This is a genomic window from Chromobacterium sp. S0633, from assembly GCF_024158805.1.
GTDB lineage: Bacteria > Pseudomonadota > Gammaproteobacteria > Burkholderiales > Chromobacteriaceae > Chromobacterium.
Genome location: NZ_JAMZGH010000047.1, coordinates 13,303 through 34,785, shown reverse-complemented (window position 1 = coordinate 34,785; position 21,483 = coordinate 13,303). Strand labels below are relative to the sequence as shown.

At 64.8% G+C, this 21,483-nt stretch carries 19 protein-coding genes; 7 read left to right on the top strand and 12 right to left on the bottom strand.

The window, feature by feature from the left end; translation table 11 throughout:
- Window positions 1-13: 13 nt before the first annotated feature.
- From NK214_RS21135 to NK214_RS21115, 5 genes are all read right to left on the bottom strand, one after another.
- Entirely contained in the window at window positions 14-685 is a 672-nt protein-coding gene (locus NK214_RS21135; RefSeq protein ID WP_253315420.1) for a DUF1120 domain-containing protein, read from the bottom strand.
- A gap of 15 nt (window positions 686-700) precedes the next feature.
- A complete protein-coding gene (locus NK214_RS21130; RefSeq protein WP_253315419.1) occupies window positions 701-1,429 on the bottom strand; it encodes a fimbria/pilus chaperone family protein in 729 nt (242 codons plus the stop codon).
- A 135-nt stretch (window positions 1,430-1,564) separates the two neighbouring features.
- Window positions 1,565-2,296: a DUF1120 domain-containing protein gene (locus NK214_RS21125; protein WP_253315418.1), complete on the bottom strand. Its 732-nt coding sequence runs from the start codon at window positions 2,294-2,296 to the stop codon at window positions 1,565-1,567.
- 517 nt (window positions 2,297-2,813) lie between these two features.
- On the bottom strand, window positions 2,814-4,208 hold the full coding sequence (locus NK214_RS21120; RefSeq protein WP_253315417.1) for a dihydrolipoyl dehydrogenase: 1,395 nt from the start codon (window positions 4,206-4,208) through the stop codon (window positions 2,814-2,816).
- Window positions 4,209-4,356: 148 nt separating this feature from the next.
- Window positions 4,357-5,088, bottom strand: coding sequence for a glutathione peroxidase (locus NK214_RS21115; RefSeq protein ID WP_107799452.1), 732 nt, complete (start codon window positions 5,086-5,088; stop codon window positions 4,357-4,359).
- Between the two features lie 183 nt (window positions 5,089-5,271).
- Between NK214_RS21115 and trkA the strand changes: the two genes are divergently transcribed.
- The 7 genes from trkA (at window position 5,272) to NK214_RS21080 (ending at window position 13,984) form a co-directional block, all read left to right on the top strand.
- Window positions 5,272-6,645 carry a Trk system potassium transporter TrkA gene (trkA, locus tag NK214_RS21110; protein ID WP_107801804.1) on the top strand — a complete coding sequence of 458 codons (1,374 nt, stop codon included), beginning with the start codon at window positions 5,272-5,274 and terminating at the stop codon, window positions 6,643-6,645.
- A 2-nt stretch (window positions 6,646-6,647) separates the two neighbouring features.
- Window positions 6,648-7,040, top strand: a complete 393-nt coding sequence (locus NK214_RS21105) for a VOC family protein (protein ID WP_199226016.1) — start codon at window positions 6,648-6,650, stop codon at window positions 7,038-7,040.
- A 3-nt stretch (window positions 7,041-7,043) separates the two neighbouring features.
- Window positions 7,044-8,498 (top strand): TrkH family potassium uptake protein, encoded by a 1,455-nt coding sequence (locus NK214_RS21100; protein WP_253315416.1) that lies wholly within the window; start codon window positions 7,044-7,046, stop codon window positions 8,496-8,498.
- An 80-nt stretch (window positions 8,499-8,578) separates the two neighbouring features.
- Window positions 8,579-10,474: a lytic transglycosylase domain-containing protein gene (locus NK214_RS21095; RefSeq protein WP_233246680.1), complete on the top strand. Its 1,896-nt coding sequence runs from the start codon at window positions 8,579-8,581 to the stop codon at window positions 10,472-10,474.
- A gap of 203 nt (window positions 10,475-10,677) precedes the next feature.
- Window positions 10,678-11,625: a complex I NDUFA9 subunit family protein gene (locus NK214_RS21090; RefSeq protein ID WP_253315415.1), complete on the top strand. Its 948-nt coding sequence runs from the start codon at window positions 10,678-10,680 to the stop codon at window positions 11,623-11,625.
- Between the two features lie 15 nt (window positions 11,626-11,640).
- A complete protein-coding gene (locus tag NK214_RS21085; protein WP_253315414.1) occupies window positions 11,641-12,864 on the top strand; it encodes a multifunctional CCA addition/repair protein in 1,224 nt (407 codons plus the stop codon).
- Between the two features lies 1 nt (window position 12,865).
- Window positions 12,866-13,984, top strand: coding sequence for a 2-methylaconitate cis-trans isomerase PrpF family protein (locus NK214_RS21080; protein WP_253315413.1), 1,119 nt, complete (start codon window positions 12,866-12,868; stop codon window positions 13,982-13,984).
- A 13-nt stretch (window positions 13,985-13,997) separates the two neighbouring features.
- Here the strand turns inward: NK214_RS21080 and NK214_RS21075 are convergent, their stop codons facing one another.
- The 7 genes from NK214_RS21075 to motA form a co-directional block, all read right to left on the bottom strand.
- Entirely contained in the window at window positions 13,998-15,980 is a 1,983-nt protein-coding gene (locus NK214_RS21075; protein ID WP_253315412.1) for a rhomboid family intramembrane serine protease, read from the bottom strand.
- A gap of 110 nt (window positions 15,981-16,090) precedes the next feature.
- Complete coding sequence (locus NK214_RS21070; protein ID WP_235089085.1) at window positions 16,091-16,651, bottom strand: hypothetical protein; 561 nt, start codon at window positions 16,649-16,651, stop codon at window positions 16,091-16,093.
- 30 nt (window positions 16,652-16,681) lie between these two features.
- On the bottom strand, window positions 16,682-17,485 hold the full coding sequence (locus NK214_RS21065; RefSeq protein WP_227103699.1) for an RNA methyltransferase: 804 nt from the start codon (window positions 17,483-17,485) through the stop codon (window positions 16,682-16,684).
- Window positions 17,486-17,490: 5 nt separating this feature from the next.
- Entirely contained in the window at window positions 17,491-18,816 is a 1,326-nt protein-coding gene (locus tag NK214_RS21060; protein WP_227103701.1) for an HDOD domain-containing protein, read from the bottom strand.
- The gene (locus NK214_RS21055) at window positions 18,803-19,546 is read right to left on the bottom strand and encodes a class I SAM-dependent methyltransferase (RefSeq protein ID WP_253315411.1); all 744 of its coding nucleotides are present in this window, start codon (window positions 19,544-19,546) and stop codon (window positions 18,803-18,805) included. Before NK214_RS21055 ends, NK214_RS21060 begins: the two co-directional genes overlap by 14 nt.
- A gap of 19 nt (window positions 19,547-19,565) precedes the next feature.
- The gene (gene motB / locus NK214_RS21050; protein WP_107799461.1) at window positions 19,566-20,495 is read right to left on the bottom strand and encodes a flagellar motor protein MotB; all 930 of its coding nucleotides are present in this window, start codon (window positions 20,493-20,495) and stop codon (window positions 19,566-19,568) included.
- A 15-nt stretch (window positions 20,496-20,510) separates the two neighbouring features.
- Complete coding sequence (gene motA / locus NK214_RS21045; RefSeq protein ID WP_107799462.1) at window positions 20,511-21,368, bottom strand: flagellar motor stator protein MotA; 858 nt, start codon at window positions 21,366-21,368, stop codon at window positions 20,511-20,513.
- Window positions 21,369-21,483: the final 115 nt, after the last annotated feature.

Below are 21,483 nucleotides of genomic sequence, written 5' to 3'. Positions count from 1 at the left end.
ATGGATGGAGACGTCAGGGATAGAAAACCGTGACGGTGGCGTGACCGTCCAAGTGCACCGGTTCGCGCGCGCTGAGCGCCTGCCGCCCCCTGAGCGCCGCGCCGACGCGCAGCTTGAACACGTGGGTGCCGGCCGGCTGCAGCGCCTGGCGCTGCGGCGAGCCCAAGGCATAGCCGTAACGCAGGTTTAGCGGTTCGCCGCCGGCCTGCGACCAGCCTTCCTGCCGGCCGGCGCTGCGCATCAGCGTCGCCGGACGCTCGTCCGCATGAGCCTCGATCAGGCTCAGCCACCAATAGCCCAGCGCTTGCTTGCGGCTGTCCCGGCCCAGGCCCAGAGTCTGCTCCGCCTCCGCCGGCAGCGACGGCGATGCGGCCCCCGTCGTCTGAAGCCCGGCCATGGCGGCGATGCCGGCGCGGCTGTCGCCGCGGTTGTCCCGTATGCTCAAACCCACCAGCGCCGGCTGATCGCACTGCACATGCAAGCTGATCTCCCGCTCGCCCAGCAGCGTCGCGCCTGGACTCAAGGCCGACCAGGGGATGAGGCCGTAATCGATCACGCCGTTATGGGAAAAGCCGGGCGTGCAGCTGGGCGGCACCACCTCGGCCGTCAGCGCGAATGGCGCGTTCGCCGCCAGCACCGGCATGGATGCGCATAGCGCGGCGGCGATTGCTTGACGATATTTCATCACGGGCTAGGCCGCTCAGTTCAAGGTCGCGGTAAAGGAGTCCACCGCATAGCCGTAGCTGGTCGCCGGCCACAGCTTGACGTGAGTGGCGTCCAAGGGCGTCTGGCCGGCCGACGCCAGCTGCAAGCGCTCGCCGGGCAGGATATAGGCCTTGGGCAGCTCCAGCCCTTGCCGTCCGGGCTGCAACTCCACCTTGTGCGTGGACAGGCGCACCACGTAAGGACTGTCGTTTTTGACCTCCACCCGGCCGTCTTCCGTCAGGCCCCACTGCAGCTTGACCCACGGCTCCCGCTCGCGCGGCAGGCCCTTGGGACGGATCAGTACCGGCAGGTTCTGATTGAAAGTCATCTGAATGCGATGCCCCTTATCGGCGGATACCGCGGGAATCCCCTCGAAGGACGCCCGCATCAGCCGCTCGGTCCGCAGCGGCTGCGACGATTTCAACAAAAAGCGGACCAGTTGTTTCTCCCCGCCTTCCACCCGGGAAATCGGCGGCGTCGCCAGCAATAGCTGCTCCGGGTCCTCGGGCAGGTTTTCCAGCCGGACATACATCAGGCTGGCGTGGGCGTCGGTATTCTTGACGTTGATCACGCCCTCGCCGTCGCCTTCCTCCACCACCACCAGCGAGGTTTCCGGCACCACGCCGGCGGACCAGGCCGCCGCGGGCTGCAGGGCCAGCGCCAAGGCGCCGGCCATAGCGCCGCCGCGGACCGCAACGGCGAACACATTCAGCGCATGCATCATATGAAACTCTTTTCCATCAAGGACGGCGTTGATTCACCGCGTCAAACCGTATCAACCGGGCCGGCAAGCATGCCGCCGGCCCGTATTCAAGCACGCTGACTCAAGACTTATTCAGCGCCGACTCGCGCAACCCAATCACTGATAATAAATAGTGAAAGTACCCTTGCCGTCCAGCTTGGTGTCGTCCTTCACACTCAAGCGCCCCTTGGTATTCAATGCCGCCCCCACCACCATGGGGAACTCATGTACGGAGGCTACCGCAGGGGTACTATTTGTTTTTCCTTTGATGGCGAAAGTGGTGACATTGGCGCCGCCGTAATGCGAGTTAAGCGGAGTGGTATTCGTCCCGGCCCAACTTGCGCCATTATTAGACGAGTACAATAGTTTGGTATCGCCCACCTCCGCGTTCGCGCTATTGGTTGCCTTCAGCTTGTCAAACTCCATGCTCAGCCACCAAACGCCCAGTTTTCCCGCCTCCGCATCGTTCCCCAAACCCATGGTTTGCTCGTTGAGCCGGGCTACAGCATGGCTGCCGGAAGGGTGCAAATTCGGCAGCGGAATTTCGCTACCCAGCAAGGGCTTGCTCTCCGTGCGAGCATCGGTGATGCGGATGCCCAGCGCGGTATCCTCCTGGCAGGTTACCGTCAGGCTGACATTGCGATCTTCCAGTGTGTAGGCTGCGCCATTGCTCAGGTTGGATACCGGGATATCGCCATAATCAATCACCGCGCCGCCGCTCAAAGCCGGCGTGCACGCGGGCGGCACCAGCTTGCCGGTAATCAGCAAATCCGCGCTATTTGCCGAAGCCCATTGAGCGGCTCCGGCAAAAACCGTGGCCACCACCAAAATCATATTCTGCTTCTTCACAATTCAACCTCCAATTAGATGAAAGTTCGCAATCAAATCATTCGCATTAAACGATGTTTTCTTGCAAGACAGCCGCCCCATTCCGGCGACATCCGCTTATTGATTCGCGGCGAGGCCATCTTGCTTTTTCGCGAGAACAGCCACAATAGGATTTTTCCTAAAAAAACAACAAGCACACCAATTTAATTTCAATATTCACAAATACAAAACGCACAACAAACCTCAGTCACATCACTTCAAAAAAATCAATAAATCTAAATAATTAATATATTAATATTTAGAGTTGTTGAGGATTTCACTCATGGCCTTCCACTTAGAGCCGCTAACAAGCCGCGCAGCGTAGCTGAGCCAAGACGCGCCGACGCAGGCAGCGCCAGCCGTACGACAAGGAGGCGCAACACAGGATCAGGGGTTTGGTTAGCGGGTCTTAGGCGGACGCAAAAAAGCCCGCCATGGCGGGGACCATGGACGGGCGGAAAAACGGCGACATCCCGCTTGGGAATGCCGCCGGCAAGACTCAGTCTTGCGCCAGCTTGGTGGCGGCGTCGCGCAGTGCGGTGCGCAAGCCTTCTTCTATCACCGGGTGGTAGAAGGGCATCTCCAGCATCTGGGCAACGGTCAGGCCTTGCTGATGGCTCCAGGCCAGCAAGTGAGCCAGGTTCTCGGCGCGCGGACCTATCATTTCCGCGCCCAGGAAGCGGCCGCTGCCGCGCTCGGCGTATACATGCAGCAGACCCTGGTTGACGCCCATCACCCGGCTGCGGCCCTGGTCTTCAAAACTGACGGCGCCCGCCACGAAGCCATCCGCCGGCAAATCGGCGAAGCGGCTGCCCACCATCATCATCTGCGGATCGGAAAACACCACGGCGATGCTGGAGCGGCGCAGGCCGGGCTGTACTGCCGGATACTGCGCGGCGTTGTCGCCGGCGGTCTTGCCTTCGTCGGCGGCCTCGTGCAGCAGCGGCAGGATGTTGTTGGCGTCGCCGGCGATGAAAATCGGCGAATTTCCGCACTGCAGCGTCCGCGGATCGAACTTGGGCACGCCGCCCGCGTCCAGTTCCAGGCCGGCGTTTTCCAGCGCCAGACCGCGCACATTGGGCGCCCGGCCGGTGGCGGCCAGCACGTAATCGAAACGCTCGCAGACTTCTTCGCCGTCCAGATTGACGTAGCGGATTTGCGCCTTGTCGTCGACCAGGCCCATTTCCAGCACCTTGGCGTCCGGGTCCAGATAGAACTCCCGGCCCAGCGCCCGGCTGGCGTAGTCGCGCACAGCGGGGTCCGACAGCGGGCCGACGCCGCCGCCGCGGCCGAACAGGCGCACCTTGACGCCCAGGCGGGACAGCGCCTGGCCCAGTTCCAGGCCGATAACGCCGGGGCCGAACACCGCCACGCTGTCCGGCAGCGTGTCCCAATCGAACACATCGTCGTTGATGATCAATCTGTCGCCGAACACCTGGAACGGCGGCGGGATCAAGGGCGAGGAACCGGTGGCGATCACCACGCGGCGCGCCTGCACCAGCGTGTGCTCGTCCACTTGCAAGGTGGTGTTGTCGATGAAGCGCGCGTAGCCGCGCAGCCGGTCTTGCGGCGGAATGCTTTCCACGCCCTTGAGCACGAAGCCGACGAAACGGTCGCGCTCGCGCTTGACGCGGTCCATCACCTCGCGGCCGTCGATGCGCACGTCCCCGTCCACATGCACGCCGAAAGGCGCGCTGTGACGCAGTTCGTGCGCGGCCTCGGCGGCGGCGATCAGCAGCTTGGACGGCATGCAGCCGACGCGGGCGCAAGTGGTGCCGTAAGGACCGCCTTCAATCACCACGGCGCTGGCGCCGCGAGCCTTGGCGGCGCGGTAGGCTGCGAGGCCGGCGGTGCCGGCGCCGATCACGGCGACATCGATGTTCAAGGTATGCATTTCATTCCTTTCGGTATCGGGATACGGCACGGCACGCTGGGCATGCCGTCTCGTATCCCGGTAAAAAAAGGGCCGGACGGAGCATCCGGCCCGCAACAACTCCAGTGGCATCAGGGCCCGAGCCACCGGGGACGAACACGGTTGAGGCTTACTTGGAGAAGTACTTTTCCACTTCGTCGGCGGAGCCGATCAGTTGGCCGTTGATGAACACCTGCGGCGCGGTCATCTTGCCGGCCACGGCGCCCAGCACCTTGCCGCGCACCTTGTTGTCCAGCGGCACTTCGACGAAGTCATAGCCGTTTTCGCTCAGCACCGCCTTGGCGCGCGCGCAGTGCGGGCAACCCGTCTTGGAGAACACCACCACCTGGTCCGGCTTCTTGGCGCTGGGATTGACGTAGTCCAGCAGAGTGTCGGCGTCGGACACCTTGAACGGATCGCCCGGCTCTTGCGGCTCGATGAACATCTTGTCCACCACGCCGTCCTTCACCAGCATGGAGTAGCGCCAGCTGCGCTTGCCGAAGCCCAGGTCCTGCTTGTCCACCAGCATGCCCATGCCCGCGGTGAAATCGCCGTTGCCGTCCGGGATCATCACCAGGTTCTGCGCTTCCTGATCCTTGGCCCATTCGTTCATCACGAAGGTGTCGTTGACCGATACGCAGAGGATGGCGTCCACGCCGTTGGCGAAGAAGGCCGGCGCCAGCTCGTTGAAGCGCGGCAGGTGGGTGGAGGAACATGTGGGGGTGAACGCGCCCGGCAGCGAGAACACCGCTACGGTTTTGCCGTCGAACAGTTCGGCGGTGCTGACATCTTTCCACTCGTTGTTGTCACGAACACGGAAAGTGACATTCGGTACGCGTTGGCCTTCACGGTTTTGCAACATGGCGAGACTCCTTGTTTGGATTGACTGACAGGTTTAATAAATCGATGGATGCATTCTGATAGCTGAGAGCAAATTCGTCTAATTGATTGTGGCAAGGCTGCTGATTTGCTTTTTTAATCGACAAGCAAGCGGCCGCGCTAACCGTTAAAATTGCATAAACAAACCAACAATCAGGCCAACGCGGTGAAGATTCTGATTCTCGGCGGCGGACAGGTCGGCGCCAATGTGGCGGAAAACCTGCTTTCGGAAAACAACGACATCACAGTGGTGGATCAAAACGCCGCGCGGCTCAAACAGCTGCAGGACAGGCTGGACATCCGCACCGTGGCCGGCAACGCCGCCCATCCTCAGGTGCTGGCCGATGCAGGCGCGGCGGACAGCGACATGGTGCTGGCGCTGACCCGCGACGACGAAACCAATCTGGTGGCCTGCAAAATGGCCGAAGCCTGTTTCAACATCCCCACCCGCATCGCCCGCATCCGCTCCAGCGATTACCTGGAATCCGAGCACGGCGATCCGCTCGCCCACTTCGGCATCGAATCCGCCATCTGTCCGGAACAGATCGTCACCGACCACATCTATCAGTTGTTCGCCTACCCCGGCGCGCTGCAAGTGCTGGACTTCGCCGATGGCAAGTTGCAACTGGTGGTGTCCCGCGCCCACTCCGGCGGCAAGCTGCTGGGCATGCCGCTGCGCCATATACGCGAACACATGCCGGACGCGGATTGCCGCGTCTGCGCCGTCCACCGCCGGGACACGCTTTTGGTGCCGGACGGCGACACCGTGCTGGAGGAAGGCGACGAGGTCTTCTTCGTCGCCGCGCGCGAGCACGTGCAGGCCATGCTCAAGGAGCTGCGCTTCAGCGAGCGGCCCTTGCGGCGCATCATGATCGCCGGCGGCGGCAATATCGGCTACCGGCTGGCCAAACTGCTGGAGAACGATTTCAGCGTCAAAGTGATAGAAGCGCGGCCGGAACGCGCGCAATGGCTGGCGGAACGGCTGGAGCACGCGCTGGTGCTGCGCGGCGAGGCCACCGACGAAGAGCTGCTGGACGCCGAGAACGTGGACGAGATGGATGTGTTCTGCGCGCTGACCAACGACGACGAGGACAACATCATGTCCACGCTGCTGGCCAAGCGCATGGGCGCGCGCCGGGTGGTGGCCCTGGTCAACCGCACCAGCTATGTGGACCTGCTGGAAGGCCACCGCATCGACATCGTGATTTCGCCCCACCTGTCCACCATAGGCTCCATCCTGGCCCATATCCGCCAGGGCGACGTGGAGGCGGTGCATCCGCTGCGCCGCGGCGCGTCGGAGGCGATGGAAGTCATCATCCACGGCGACGCGCAGCAATCGCGGCTGACCGGCCGCCGCATCGAGCAGATCGACATGCCGCACGGCAGCCACATCGTCGCAGCCATCCGCGGCGAACAGGTGCTGATGGCGCATCACGATCTGACGGTGGAAAACGGCGACCATCTGATCATCTTCCTGTCGCGCCGCCGGGTGATCCGCCAGGTGGAAAAACTCATTCAGGTCAAACTGGGCTTTCTGTGACCATGCATCTGACCGGCCTGCACCACGTGGCGATCATCGCCTCCGACTACGCCCGCTCGCGCGACTTCTACCACCGCGTCCTCGGCCTGCCCATCCTGGCCGAACACTGGCGCGCCGAGCGCCAGTCCTGGAAGCTGGACCTGGCCGCGCCGGGCGGCGGCCAGCTGGAACTGTTCAGCTTTCCCTCGCCGCCGCCGCGCCCCACGCGGCCGGAAGCCTGCGGTCTGCGCCACCTGGCCTTCGCCTGCGCCGATCTCGCCGCCTGTCGCCAAAGCCTGCTGGCCGAGGGCGTGGCGGTGGAGGATGTCCGCGTGGACGAATACACCGGCGCGCGCTTTTTCTTCTGCGCGGACCCGGACGGCTTGCCGCTCGAGTTCTACCAGCCGCGGGACTGAGACATGCGCAAGATACTCGCCATCCTCTATGTGCTGTCCAAGCTGATCATGCTGTTCTCCTGCACCTTCCTCGCGCCGGCTCTGGTCTCCATCCTGTACCGCGACGGCGCGCTGGACACCTTCGTCACCGCCGCCGTGGCCGGCCTGGCCATCGGCCTCGCATTGTGGTCCGCCACCCGCCGCTACCAGCGCGAACTGAAGCCGCGCGACGGCTTCATCCTGGTCACCACGCTGTGGGTGGGCTTCGCCATCACCGCCTCCTTCCCCTTCATGCTGGCGCGGCCGGACATGTCCTTCAGCCACGCCTTCTTCGAGGCGATGTCCGGCCTCACCACCACCGGCTCCACCGTGATCAGCGGCCTGGACGCCCTGCCGGCCTCGCTCAACTTCTGGCGCCACTTCCTCAATTGGATGGGCGGCATGGGCATCATCGTGCTGGCGGTGGCCATCCTGCCCATCCTCGGCATCGGCGGCATGCAGCTGTACAAGGCGGAAACGCCGGGGCCGATGAAGGACAGCAAGCTGGCGCCGCGCATCACCGAAACCGCCAAGAACCTGTGGCTGGTCTACAGCAGCTGGACGCTGGCGGTGGCCCTGGCCCTGAAAGCCGCCGGCCTGAACTGGCTGGACGCGGTGTGCCACGCCTTCGCCGCGCTGTCCCTGGGCGGCTTCTCCACCCGGGACAGCAGCGTGGGCGCATTCGACTCCCTGCCGGTGGAACTGATCCTGAGCTTCGGCATGATAGTCGGCGCGATGAACTTCGCCACCCACTTCCTGGCGCTGCGTCAGCGCTCGCTGCGCGCCTATCTGCGCGACCCGGAGGCCAAAGCCATGTTGTGGCTGCTGCTGGGCAGCATTCTGGCGATGAGCGCCTATCTGTGGGCCCACCGCGTCTACGACTTCCCCACCGCGCTGCGCCACGTCAGCTTCAATCTGATCTCCATCGCCACCGACAGCGGCTTCGCCAGCGTGGACTACGCGCGCTGGCCTATCTTCGTGCCATTGTGGATGCTCTTCCTGTCCAGCGTCACCGCCTGCTCCGGCTCCACCGGCGGCGGCATCAAGATGGTGCGCACCCTGATGCTGAGCAAGCAAAGCGTCAATGAAATGACGCGGCTGCTGCATCCGGCGGCGGTGCGCCCGGTGAAAATCGGCGGCAAAGTGGTGCCGCAAGACGTGATGCTGTCGGTAATGGGCTTCATATTTGTCTACTGCATGTGCATAGTGATACTAAGCTTCGCGCTGATCGCCAGCGGCCTGGATTTTCTCAGCGCCTTCACCGCGGTGATCGCCTCGATCAACAATGCCGGGCCCGGGCTCGGCGTGGTCGGGCCGGCGTCGAACTACGCGTCGCTGTCCGACTTCCAGATATGGACTTGCAGCCTGGCCATGCTCCTGGGCCGGCTGGAAGTGTTTACCCTGCTGATCCTGTTCACGCCGGCCTTCTGGCGCAAATAGGACGCGAAGAATTTACCCGCCGCGCGCGGGTCTGAACCAAAGCGGCGCCCCGCGCCGGATAATAAAGACGAAACCGGATCATGAACCCTATGACATTCACCGCCCCCAGCCGCATGCTCGCCCTCAGCCTGGCGCTGACGGCCGCCCTGCCCGCCTTCGCAGGCGCCGACGACGAACTGATCGCCGCCCGCGACGCCTTTCGCGGCAACAAGCTGGGCCAGTTGGCCAGCCTGGCGGGCGGCATGCCGTCCAACTACCCCTTGAAGGACTACCCGGCTTACTGGCTGGCGCTCAAGGCGCTGGACGGCGACGACGACGGCCCGGCCCAGAACTTCCTGGCCCGCGTGGACGAAGGCCTGATGCCGGAGCGCGTGCGCAACGAATGGCTGAAAAAACTGGCCGCGCGCGAAAGCTGGAGCCGCTTCGCCGCGGAGTGGAAAAAACTGCCGCCGGAAGGCCGGGACGAAGAATCCAGCTGCTACGGTCAGCTCAACGAGCTGAATCAGGGCAAGGCGCCGACGGATCTGGACCGCTTCCTGGAAAGCCGTCCGCTGCCGGAAGGCTGCAACCGCCTGATCGCCGAGGCCGCGCGCCGCGGCGTCGTGAAGCGCGACTGGCTGTGGCAGCGCGCCCGCCTGCTCCTGGCCGGCAACTACCTGAGCCAGGCGCGCCAACTGGCCGCCAACACCGGCCTGCCGCTGGACAACGCCGCGCTCAGCAAGCCGGCCAACGCCGATCTGTCCACCCCCGGCGGCCAGGAAGCGGCGGTCTACGACATCGTGATCAAGGGCAAGGCCAATATCAGCAACGGCCTGGGCAAACTGCTCGATCACGAAAAGTCCTTGAGCAAGGAACGCGCCGGCTTCGCCTGGGGCCAACTGGCCTTGCTGTCCGCGCGCAAACAGCAGGCGGCGCAAGCGCTGCAGTGGTTCGACAAGGCCGACGCCGACCAGCTGACCTCCGAGCAATGGGAATGGTGGGCGCGCTCGGCGCTGCGCCTGGAGCAATGGACCCAGCTGGAGAAAATCATCCGCGCCATGCCTGTCACCGTCAGCGCCAAACCGGCCTGGCGCTACTGGCGCGGCCGCTCGCTGCAACAGCTGGGTCGGCAGAACGAGGCGACGCCGCTGTTCAGCCAGGCCAGCATCGGCCACAACTACTACGCGCTGCTGTCGCTGGAAGAACTGGGCAACAGCCTGTCCACCCCGGCCAGTAAAAGCGGCCCGGCCAAGGACGACATCAAGCAGATGAGCGAGGAGCCGGCGATCAAACGCGCGCTGGCGTTGCTGGAGCTGGCCGAACGCCACGTCAAGCCCGAGTTCCGCGCCGACGCGCAGCGCGAATGGCGCTGGGCGATGCGCAACCGCAGCGACATCGAACTGCTGGCCGCCGCCGAAGTGGGCCGCCGCGCCAGCTTCTACGATATGGCCATCTACAGCGCCGAACGCACCAAGGAAGAACACGATTACTCCTTGCGCTACCTGACGCCCTACCGCGACGTCACCCAGCGCTACGCCAAGCAACTGGACATCGACGACGCCTGGGTCTACGGCCTGATCCGCCAGGAAAGCCGCTTCATTACCATGGCGCGCTCCGGCGTCGGCGCTTCCGGCCTGATGCAGCTGATGCCGGCCACCGCCAAATGGGTGGCCAAGAAAATCGGCCTGGGCCAATACGCGGTCAACGACATCGAAACCAATGTGCAACTGGGCACCTGGTATCTGCGCTACGTGCTGGACAGCTTGTCCAGCAACGAAGTGATGGCCACCGCCGCCTACAACGCCGGCCCGGGGCGCGCGCGCGCCTGGCAGGCGGACCGCACGCTGGACGGCACCATCTACGCCGAAACCATCCCCTTCACCGAGACCCGCGACTACGTGCAGAAAGTGATGGCCAACGCCGCTTATTACTCCAGCACCTTCGGCCACGCCAACATCTCGCTGAAAAACCGGATGGGCGTGGTGCCGTCCCGCTGAAAGCCTGCGCCGCCCAAGGGCGGCGCGCCCTCCCACAAGTACCATAAAGAACCTGTTCAAGGGCTAGCGAGCGAGAGCGAGACAAGGCGAAAACGATAGAGAAAGCGGAATGTACATGCGGTACATGAGCATTTCGAAATCGTTTTTAACGCCGTATCGACGACGCGCAGCAGGCTTTGAACAGGCTCGAAGAAAGGGAACCCATGACTTATCAACGCATCTGCGTCATCGGCGGCAGCGGCTTCATCGGCAGCTACATCGCGGAACGGCTGACCGAACAAGACTGCCAGCTGACCATCGCCACCCGCCGGCGCGAACGTGCCAAGGCCTCGCTGCTGGTGCTGCCCGGCGCGCAGCTGGTGGAAGCGGACATCCACCGTCCGGAAGCGCTGGAACAACTGATTTCCGGCCACGACGCGGTGATCAATATGGTGGGCATCCTGCACGGCAGCGCTGCGCAGTTCGACAAAGCCCATGTGCAATTGACCGAGAAGGTGATCGCGGCCTGCCGCAGCCAGGGCGTGCGCCGGCTGATCCACATCAGCGCGCTGGGCGCCGACGAGCGCGGCCCCAGCCTGTACCAGCAAAGCAAGGGCCGCGCCGAAGCGCGCGTGCGCGAAAGCGGCCTGGAATGGACCCTCTTGCGGCCGTCCGTGGTGTTCGGCCACGGCGACAGCTTCCTCAATATGTTCGCCGGCCTGCTGCGCAAAGCGCCCTTTCTGCCCCTGGCCGGCGCAAAGACGCGCTTCGCGCCGATCTGGGCCGGCGACGTCGCCCACGCGGTGGCGGCCAGCCTGTCGCGCCGCGCCGCCATCGGCCAAAGCCTGGACCTGGCCGGCCCCGGCGTTTACACGCTGGCCGAACTGGTAAGCCTGGTGGGCCGCCATATCGGCAAGCCGCGCCCGGTGATCGCGCTGCCGCAGGGCCTGGCCATGCTGCAGGCCGCATTGATGGAATGCCTGCCCGGTCCCGCGCTGATCAGCCGCGACAATGTGCGCTCGCTGAGCGTGGACAATGTCAGCGACCAGCCCTTCCCCGCCGCTCTGCTGGGCTTCAGCCCCACGGCGCTGGAAGCGCTGGCGCCGGCCTTGCTGGGCACGGAGGAATTCAATCTGCAGATGTCCGCCTACCGCCGCCAGATCGCGCGCTGAACGGGAAACGGATCAATGCAATGCTATATCGTCGGCGGCGCCGTGCGCGACCGCCTGCTGAAACTGCCGGTGAAAGACCGCGACTGGGTAGTGGTGGGCGCCAGCCCGCAAGATCTGCTGGCGCTGGGCTATAAGCCGGTGGGCAAGGACTTTCCGGTGTTCCTGCACCCGGACACCCACGAGGAATACGCGCTGGCGCGCACCGAGCGCAAAACCGGCAAGGGCTACCACGGCTTCGCCGTCTACGCCGCGCCGGACGTGACGCTGGAACAGGACCTGGCCCGACGCGACCTGACCATCAACGCCATCGCCGAGGCGGCGGACGGCAGCCTGATCGACCCCTACCACGGCCGGCGCGATCTCGAGGCCGGCGTCCTGCGCCACGTCAGCCCCGCCTTCGCCGAAGACCCGGTGCGCATCCTGCGGCTGGCGCGCTTCGCCGCCCGTTTCGGCTTCGCCGTGGCCGAGGACACCATGGCGCTGATGCGGCAAATGGTGGCGGACGGCGAAGCCGACGCCCTGGTGGCGGAGCGGGTGTGGCAGGAGCTGGCCAAGGGCCTGATGGAGGAGCGGCCGTCGCGCATGTTCCTGGTCCTGCGCGCCTGCGGCGCCCTCGCCCGCGTGCTGCCGGAGCTGGACGCGCTGTTCGGCGTGCCGCAGCGGGCCGACCACCACCCGGAAATCGACACCGGCGACCACGTGATGCGGGCGCTGGACTGCGCCGCCGAGCAAGGCCTGCCGCTGGCGGCGCGCTTCGCCGCGCTGACCCATGACCTGGGCAAGGCGCTGACGCCGGCGGACGTGCTGCCGCGCCACATCGGCCACGAGGCCGCCGGCGAAGCCCCGCTGCTGACGCTGTGTCAGCGTTTGCGGGTGCCGGCCGACTGTCGCGACCTGGCGCGCGTCACGCTGTTGAGCCATACCAAAGTACACTGTGCTTTCGAATTGAAGCCAAGCACAATATTGAGATTGTTCAAGCAAACCGACGCCTTGCGGCGGCCGGAACGCTTCTTGCTGATGCTGGACGCCTGCCGCGCGGACGCGCGCGGACGCCTGGGCTTCCACGACCGGCCCTATCCGCAGGCGGACTACCTGTCCGCGCTGCTGGACGCGGCGCTGGCGGTGGACGCCGGCGGCATCGCCCGCCAGTGGGAAGACAAGCGCACGCTGCCGGAAGCGATAGATCGCGCCCGGACCCGCGCCATCGCCGTCCGCAAGGAGCAACTGGAGACGCACTGACATGGCCGCGATCTACCGTCTGCCGTCCACGCTGATGCGCGGCGGCACCAGCAAGGGTCTGTTCATCCGCGCCGATGCGCTGCCCGAGGACACCTCCTCCTGGGAACGCATGCTCTTGCGCGCCATCGGCAGCCCGGATCCGCATGGCAAGCAGATCGACGGCCTGGGCACCGGCCGGGCCAGCACCAGCAAGGTGATGATACTCAGCCCGTCGCGGCGCGACGATTGCGACGTCGATTGCCTGTTCGGCCATGTATCGATAGAACACGCGCTGATAGACTGGTCCGGCAACTGCGGCAACCTCAGCGCCGCGGTGCCGCTGTTCGCGGTGATGGAAAAACTGGTGGAGCCGCGCGACGGCGTGGCCTCCATCGGCATCTGGCAAGCCAATGTCGGCAAGCGCATCGTCGCCGAACTGGAAATCATGCACGGCCAGCCGGTCTGGCAAGGCGACTACCGCATCGACGGCGTCGCCTTTCCCGGCGCGCCGATCCGGCTGCGTTTCCTGGACCCGGCCGGCGGCAGCTCCGGCGAACTCTACCCCACCGGCAAGCTGGTGGACGAATTGACGCTGCCGGACGGCAGCCGGGTGGAAGCCACCCTGGTGGACGCCGGCAATCCCACGGTGTTCGTCCGCGCCCGGGACTTCGGCCTCAAGGGCGACGAAGAAATGGCGGCCTTGCCTGAGACAGCGCGCCACCGGCTGGAATGGGCGCGGGAAATCGCCGCCGTGGTCATGGGCTTGGCGCCCGACATTTTCGCCGCCCGGCGGGAACGGCCCGGCTCGCCGCGGATCAGCCTGCTATCGGAAAGCCGGGACGAGGATTGCCAGATCAACGCCCGCATCCTGACCTCCGGCCGCTCGCTGCACCACGCCTACACCGGCACCGGCGCCATCGCGCTGGCCTGCGCCTGCGCCACCGAAGGCACGCTGCCGCAGCAAGTGGCCGGCGCGCCGGTGCGCGGCATGCCGCTGACCTTCAGCCACGCCAGCGGCAGACAAACGGTGGAAGCGGTGCTGGGCCACTCGGACGAATACGGCTGGACCATCAGCGAAGTGGTGATGACCCGCACCGCCAGGCCGCTGATGCGCGGCGAAGTCTACATCCCGCTGGAGTAACGGAACGGCCACGTCAAGGCAGCATCGGCCAGCCAGACTGCCGCAGGCGCTCTTTCGCCGCGGCCATCTGCTGCGGCGTGCGCACATTGCAATACGCCTCTTCGTTCTCGGCGACATAGGCCGCCGCATCCATGCTCTTGTCCAAGGTGTAAATCGTCACGCCGTGATAGTGCACGCTCAACAGGGTCTTGCCGTCGCGACTGAACAAGAGCTGCCGCGGCATGGAGTTCACCGGGAACACGCCGACGGTACTCAGGCTGCGGCGGCTCAGCAAGCGGATCGCTCCGCCGCTGTCCTTGTGGCTGGCCAACCAGGCGCCGTCCGGGCTCGCTGCCAGCTTCTGCCAACCCTCAGCCTTGCAATGCAGCCAGGCCTGACGCGCTGCCAACGGCTCGCCTTGATACTGCCACATCACATCGCCACGCGTCGGCCACCACAGATTGCCGGCCGGGTCCGCCGCCCAGTCATCCAGCGCGTCCGAGGGCAAGCTTAGCGGCTTGCCGCTAGGCTGCATCGAGCGCAGGTCCAGCAATTGCAGCGTGTCCTTGCGCGCATCGCTCAACAACAGCTTGTCGCCGACGGTGTTCAGGCGCAGCAACGGTTTGTTGAAGCGCGCGCCCACTTCCTGACTGGGCTCGCCCAAGCGCACCGGCTGACCGATGACACGGCGCTGCGCCAAATCCAGGGTACTCAAGGTATTGTCGCCGGCATTGATCACATAGGCGCGCTGACCGTCGCGGCTGAACAGTACCTGGCTCGGCGATTTACCGGTGGCGAAACGGTGGACGATGCCGCCCGTCCGCAAATCCACCAAGGCCACCGCGTCGTTCGCCATCCCCGGCACCAAGGCCCAGCGCTCGTCTGAGCTCAGCGCCACCGACCAGGCACCAATGCCACGGCACAGATTCTGGCCACAAATGGCATTCTTAGGCACCAACAGCTTGGGGCCGGCAATGCTGCGCTCCAGCCGCTGCTGTCGCAGGTCCACCACCTCCAGGCTGTTTTGCTCGGTGTCGACCAGATACAGGCGGGCGCCATCCGCGCTCAACACGCCCGAACCGTACACCCCGCTCAGATTCAGCGGAATCTCCACGCCGGCCGCCTGCTCCCGGCTCACTGGCTTGGGCCGCGCCGCCCGCTCGCTGCGCGCCAACTCCACGCGCCGGGCTTTCTCCGCCTCCAGCCGCGCCTGCTCCAACTCCTCCTGCCGCTGCTGACGCACCTTGGCCGCCATTTCACTCAGTTCCTCGGAGCCCAGCGCCTGGCTCGCCGGCTGCGCTCCGGCCACCGCCGCGCCGGCCAGCGCGGCGAACATCAAATGCCGCCGCAACGGGCGCAGGCTCAGCCACCCCAGCACGCCCAGCGGCAGGCCGGCCAACAAGCCGCCGATATGGCAGGCCTGGTCCACGCCGGACACCATGAAACCCATGCCCAGGTTCAACAGCACCACTTGCGCCAAGGCCTTGCCCTGCGAGCCGCCCATGTCGGCGTCGCTGAGGCCGGCCACGCACAGCGCGCCGGCCAGGCCCATCAAGGCGCCGGACGCGCCGACGCTGGCCACCAGGCGGATGCTGCTCTGCATCAGCAGATTGGTCACCGGATGCGTGCCGTACCACCAGGCGCTGACCAGGCCCGCCGTCAGGCCGGTGGCGAGGTAAATCGCCAGAAAGCCGATGCCGCCGAAGCGCTTCTGCGCCAAGGGGCCGATCAGCAGCAACATATACATATTGAGCAGCAGGTGCATGGCGCCGCCGTGCACGAACATGCTGCTCAACAGCCGCCAGCTTTCGCCGCCCAGAGTGAACGGCGCCAGATTGGCGCCCCAGCTCACCAGTTGCTCGGGATCGGGCTCAGTCCAGGAAACGCCCGAGGCGCCCATCCAGACGTAAACGATCAGATTGGCGAGCACCAGGCCGATGGTGGCCCACTGCTGCCGCAGAAAAGAAGAAAGCCCGCCGAAGCGGGATGGGGAAGAATCAAGCGCGGTCTCATTCATCTGTGCTGGTTTCCTTTGTTTCAATTTGCCGTTTAAATATCTCCGGCGCATGATAAAGCAAACCAGGCAAAATAAAAATCAAACGCTACTCAATTTTCATGCGCAAGGCTTCAAGCCCTTGCCGGGTCGCGCAACAACTCCCGCTCCACCTGCCGCAGCATGCGCCGGCGGATCAGGCCGCTGACCGGACGAATCAGATACCAGTACGGCGCAAAACGCCAACGGGTGCCCGCGTCGGGGCAATGCACGCGGGTCTGAGTCGACAGGCGCACGCCTTCGGCGACGGTTTCGCAGTGAAAGCTCAGCAACAGCCGGGCCACGCCCGGCTCATTCAAAGCCATGAAATCCTCAAGGCCGCCGATCTCGCGCAGGCCGAAGTCCGCGCGCCAAAAGGCGCCCGCCAGGCCCAGCGTCAATTCGCTATCGCCGTCGCGCGCCAGCGGCGTGAAGCTGTGCATGCCGAACGGCGGACGATTGCCGGGCAAGGCGCCGCTCAGGCGGCCGGGCAGTTCGCGCAGCGCCATGAAGCGCCGCGCCCAAGGGTCGTCCGCCGGCGCGACGCGTTGCACCGCGTCCAGCGTCGAGGCCGCATCGGCGGCCAGAATGCGGGAATGCGTCTCGACAAACTGATAATTGGGCAGAATGCGCTCCGCCAGCGCGAACCTAGTCATATATCCCCCCTAGTCCAGCGTTCTCAATGCTCAGGATGAGAAATCCGTCTCCAGCTGCCTCACCCGCTCGAACAAACACACTGTCGCCGCCATCGCCACATTCAGCGATTCGGCGTGGCCCGGCATCGGAATCCGCACCCGCGCATCGGCCAGGGCCAGCGCCTCCGCGCTGACGCCGGCGCCCTCGTTGCCGAACACGAAAGCCACCGGTCCGCGCAGGTCCTGCGCGTACAAAGAAGTCGAGCCTTCCAGATGGGTGACCAGCTTGCGGCCGTCGTAGCGCGCCAGTTCGGCGCAAAGATCGGCCTGCTCGTGGATATTGAGCACGAAGTGGGCGCCCATGCCGGCGCGCAGCACCTTGGGCGAATAGACGTCGACGCAGCCCTTGGACAACATCAGCTCGCTGACGCCAGCCGCCGCCGCGCACCGCAGAATGGTGCCCAGATTGCCCGGATCCTGGATATCCTCCAGCATCACCCGCGACGCGGCTTCCGGGCAGGGCCGCGCTTGCGGCCGCGGGCACAAGGCCAGCAATTCCCCGGCGCTGGCCAGCGCGGTGGCCTTGGCCAACACCGCTTCCGGCACCGTGACCACGACCGTCGGCGCGCTCAGGCGCCGCAACAAGGCCTGCACCTCAGGATGCGCTTGCGCCGCCTCGTTGAGATACACCCGCTCGGGAACGATGCCGGCGTCCAGGCAGGACTCGGTCAGATGAATGCCCTCCAGCAACATCAACTGTTGCTTGCGGCGTTCGCGCGGGCTTTGTGCCAGGCGCGCCAATTGCTTGATTTCGTCGTTATGGGCGGAAGTGATGGTTTTGCTGATGTACGACATGTGTCCTATTGCGGCAGCAGGGTCAGGCGCGCCACTAAATCCTTGAAACGGTGGTAACTGTCCTCGTCAATCGCCTGGCCGCTATGGCCGTTGTCGACATAGAACACGCCGGACAGCGCATGTCCGACAAACAGGGTGATCAGGGCGAATTCATTGTCCCCGACATGCTCGAAAAACAGGTCCTCGTAGCGCCGCTCCAACTGCTGGCGCACCAGGGCCGGCGCGTGAAAGCTTTGCGGCTTGCTGGTCAACACCGCGAAGAAAGAGCCCGGCTCCAGCCCCAGGGCCAGCTTGCGCAGCGGATGGCTGTCGCCCAGGCCCAGCTGATAACGCAGCTTCAGCGCATGCGCGTCCTGATCGTAACGGTAGTACAACACCCGCTCGAACTTGAGATCGTTGGCCAGGTGGCGGATGGATTCGCGTATCGCCTTTTCCATCTGCTCCGCGTCGCTCAAGGCCGCGGTTTTCTGCAAGCTGGGCCGCTTGTACTCCCCTTCCAGCATCAACAGACTGCGCACCGGGTACATATAGCCCACCGCCCGGGGGTGGCGCGCCACCGACAAGGCCGCGTGCACCACCGCCTGATGCGCCAGATGCGGCGCGCAGCCTATCAGCTTGGCCGCGGCCTCCACGCCCACCTGCCAGGTGCTGCGCCAAATGCCTTGCTCCAGAGAGTTGGCGGTGGCCATCGCCAGGCGCAGCAATTGGCGGCGCTTGGTCGGACTGCCCGGCCCCAGCAGGGCGTTCAGGCCGGTGGGCAAGGGCATCAGCTTGATGAATTGCTCCAGCACCTGGGCGTAATCGCAATCGAAGGCGTTGGACATTTCCTGCAGCAGCGGGCGGTCCGGCAATTGATTGCGCTGCATCATGAACAGGCAGGCGGGCAGATTGTACAGCAAGGCGGCCACGAAACAGTCTTCCACCTTGTGATCGCCCTGCAGAGACAGCCACTCCTTGATCAGCAAGGCGGCCACCCGGGAACGGCCCAGCCAGTCCTCCACCGCCTCCAGCACCTCGGCGTCCAGCTTGTCCGGCACCGCCTCCAGCGCGGCGACGCGGCCAAAGCGGTTGGTCACCGCCTCCAGCCCCATCAGCAGCAGCGTCTGCTCCACCGAGGGAATGCTTTCATTGCGCTGCAAGGCGCGCGAACCGCCCACCACCCGGACCAGGTCCAACAGCAGAAAGGGGTCGGACAGACAGAGATTGGCAAGGTCGGTGAAATTGATCAGATCGCTGTGGCGAGCGCAGATGTCCTTCAGCTCGCCCAGCGTATTGGGCAGAATCGGCCAACGCCGTTCGGCGATGGACTTGATCCAGTTAGCAAGCTCCATGTGGGTGGCGCCAGATCAGTAATTCGGTTTGCAAAGCGCCTCCCAGCGGGATGCGTTCATCGGGTTCGACATCGGGCACGGCGAAGGTGTTGCTGACCAGCAGGCTGCCGGGCCGGCCTTCCGCCACAAACTTGCGCCAGACCTTAGCCATCGGCTCCGGGGACAGAAACACGTACACCGCATCGTACTCTCCCCAAGATTCCCTCCAAAAACTGCGGCAGGCGAACTCCAGCCGCCGCGGCCGCCGCGCCAGCCACCAGCGCGCGCGGGCCAACAACCAGCTGCCCCAGGCGCTTTCCAGCGCCCTAACCCTGACATCCGGCCGCAGCCGGCACAGCCAGACCGCCAGCCTGCCGTCTCCGCAGCCGGCCTCCAGCAAGGCGGCCCGCCCCGGCAGGCGCTCGGCCAGGCGCTCCGCCGCCTGAGCGGAAGAGCGATACAAGGGCACGCGTTCCAGCACGGCGTTGCGGCCCAGCGCGACAGTCAGCGCCAGTCCCAGCAAATACACCCAAGGCGGCAAGGCCGCCTGATGCATCAAGGCCAGCGCCGGCACGAACAGCCCGTGCAGCAAACGCTGCCAGCCCGGCAGGCGCATGAAAATGGCCAAGGCCGCCGCGCACAGGCCCTGAAGGATCGCCCAAGCCAAGGGCTGGGCGGCGGGGGCGACGAAATACATCGCCGCCAAGGCCGCCAGCACTTGCAGGCCCAGATGGCGCAAGCGGCTCAACAAGGCAACGCTCGCATCGGCATTATTTGGCCGGCGCTTCCGCCGGCGCCTCTGCCGGCTCCGCCCCGCCCTCCGCGGGCCCGCCAATCACATCCTGGTTCATCTGCGGCTTGTAGCCGTCGTTGAGGATATTGCTCTCGGCTTCCTTGTTCAGCACCACGATGGCGATGCGCCGGTTTTCCGGGCTGAACACATTGGTCTTCACCAGCGGGTTGGCCGAGGACAGGCCCACCACGCGCAAGACCTTGTTGTCCTGCAGGCCGCCCGCCACCAGCTCGCGCCGCGCCGCGTTGGCGCGGTCCGCCGACAGCTCCCAGTTGCTGTAGCCGCCCTGGCCGCTGCCGAATGGCTTGGCGTCGGTATGGCCGGAGATGCTGATCTTGTTCGGCATCATGTTCAGCTCTTTCGCCAGCTGCTGCAGCAAGACGCGGGTATGCGGCAGCATGCGCGAACTGCCGGAGTCGAACATCGAACGGTTCTGCTCGTCCACGATCTGGATCTTCAGCCCGTCCGGGGTGATTTCCAGCTTGAGCTGATTCTTGTATTCCTTGAGCAGCTCGCTGTGATCCACCGTGCTCTGGATCTTGTTCTGCAGCTGCTCCATCGACGCTTTTTCCTGCTGCTTGCGCATGATCTCGTCTTGCGGCGAGCCGGACTTGTTGACCTGGCCTGTCTGCTTGGTCAAATCATTGCCGCCGCCCTTGATCACCGAGGTGGCGTCGCCGGCGCCGGCGCCGCCGGACAGCGCCACCTTCAGCGGCGTCTTGAAGTATTCGGCGATGCCGTTCAAGGTGCCCTGCGACGCGGAACCCAGCAGCCACATCAGCAGGAAGAAGGCCATCATCGCGGTCACGAAGTCGGCGTAGGCGATCTTCCAGGCCCCGCCATGGTGGCCGTGGCCGCCCTTCTTGATGCGTTTGACGATAATGGGCCGTTGCGATTCGTCAGCCATGATCGCGCCCCCCGCTTATTTCTTCGCCTGTTTCACATGGTCTTCCAGTTCCTTGAAGGACGGACGATCATGCGAAGCCAGCACTTTGCGGCCAAACTCCACCGCCACTTGCGGCGCGTAGCCGTTGAGGCTGGCCAGAATGGTGACCTTGATGGTTTGGTAGACTCGGGTGCCGTCGCCCAGCTTGTGCTCCAGAATGGTGGCCAGCGGGCCGACGAAGCCGTAGGCCAGCAAAATACCGAGGAAGGTGCCCACCAGCGCGTGGGCGATCAGCATGCCCAGCTCGGACGGCGGCGCGCCCACGGACTCCATAGTGTGCACCACCCCCATCACCGCCGCCACGATACCAAAGGCCGGCAAGCCGTCGGCCAGGCCCTTGACCGCGTTGACCGGCACTTCGCCCTCGTGATGGTGGGTTTCGATCTCCACGTCCATCAGGTTCTCGATCTCGAAAGCGTTGAGGTTGCCGCCCACCATCAGGCGCAGGTAATCGCAGATGAATTCCACCACGTGGTGGTCGTGCAGAACGGTGGTGTATTTGGAAAAGACAGGACTGGCTTCCGGATTCTCGACATCGGCCTCGATGGACATCAGGCCTTCCTTGCGCACCTTGGTCAGAATCTCGAACAGCAGCGAGAACAACTCCATGTAGAAGGCCTTGCTGTAAGGCGTGCCCTTGAACACGGTGGGGAAAGCCTTCATCGTGGCCTTCAGCGGCGCGCCGCCGTTGGCCACCACGAAAGCGCCGAGCGCGGCGCCCGCGATCATCACCACCTCCAGCGGCTGCATCAACGCGGCGAGATGCCCCCCCGCAGCGACGAATCCCCCCAGCACGGAGCCAAGAATTATGAGGTACCCGATTCCGACGAACATGCGTCAAGTCCTGTCTTTGTGATTTTTCGGATCGCTGCGATTTCCATTACAGCACGACTTTTATTCTATTCATAATAGAAAAAGCGGATTGAATTGTATCAATCCGCTTTCCCAG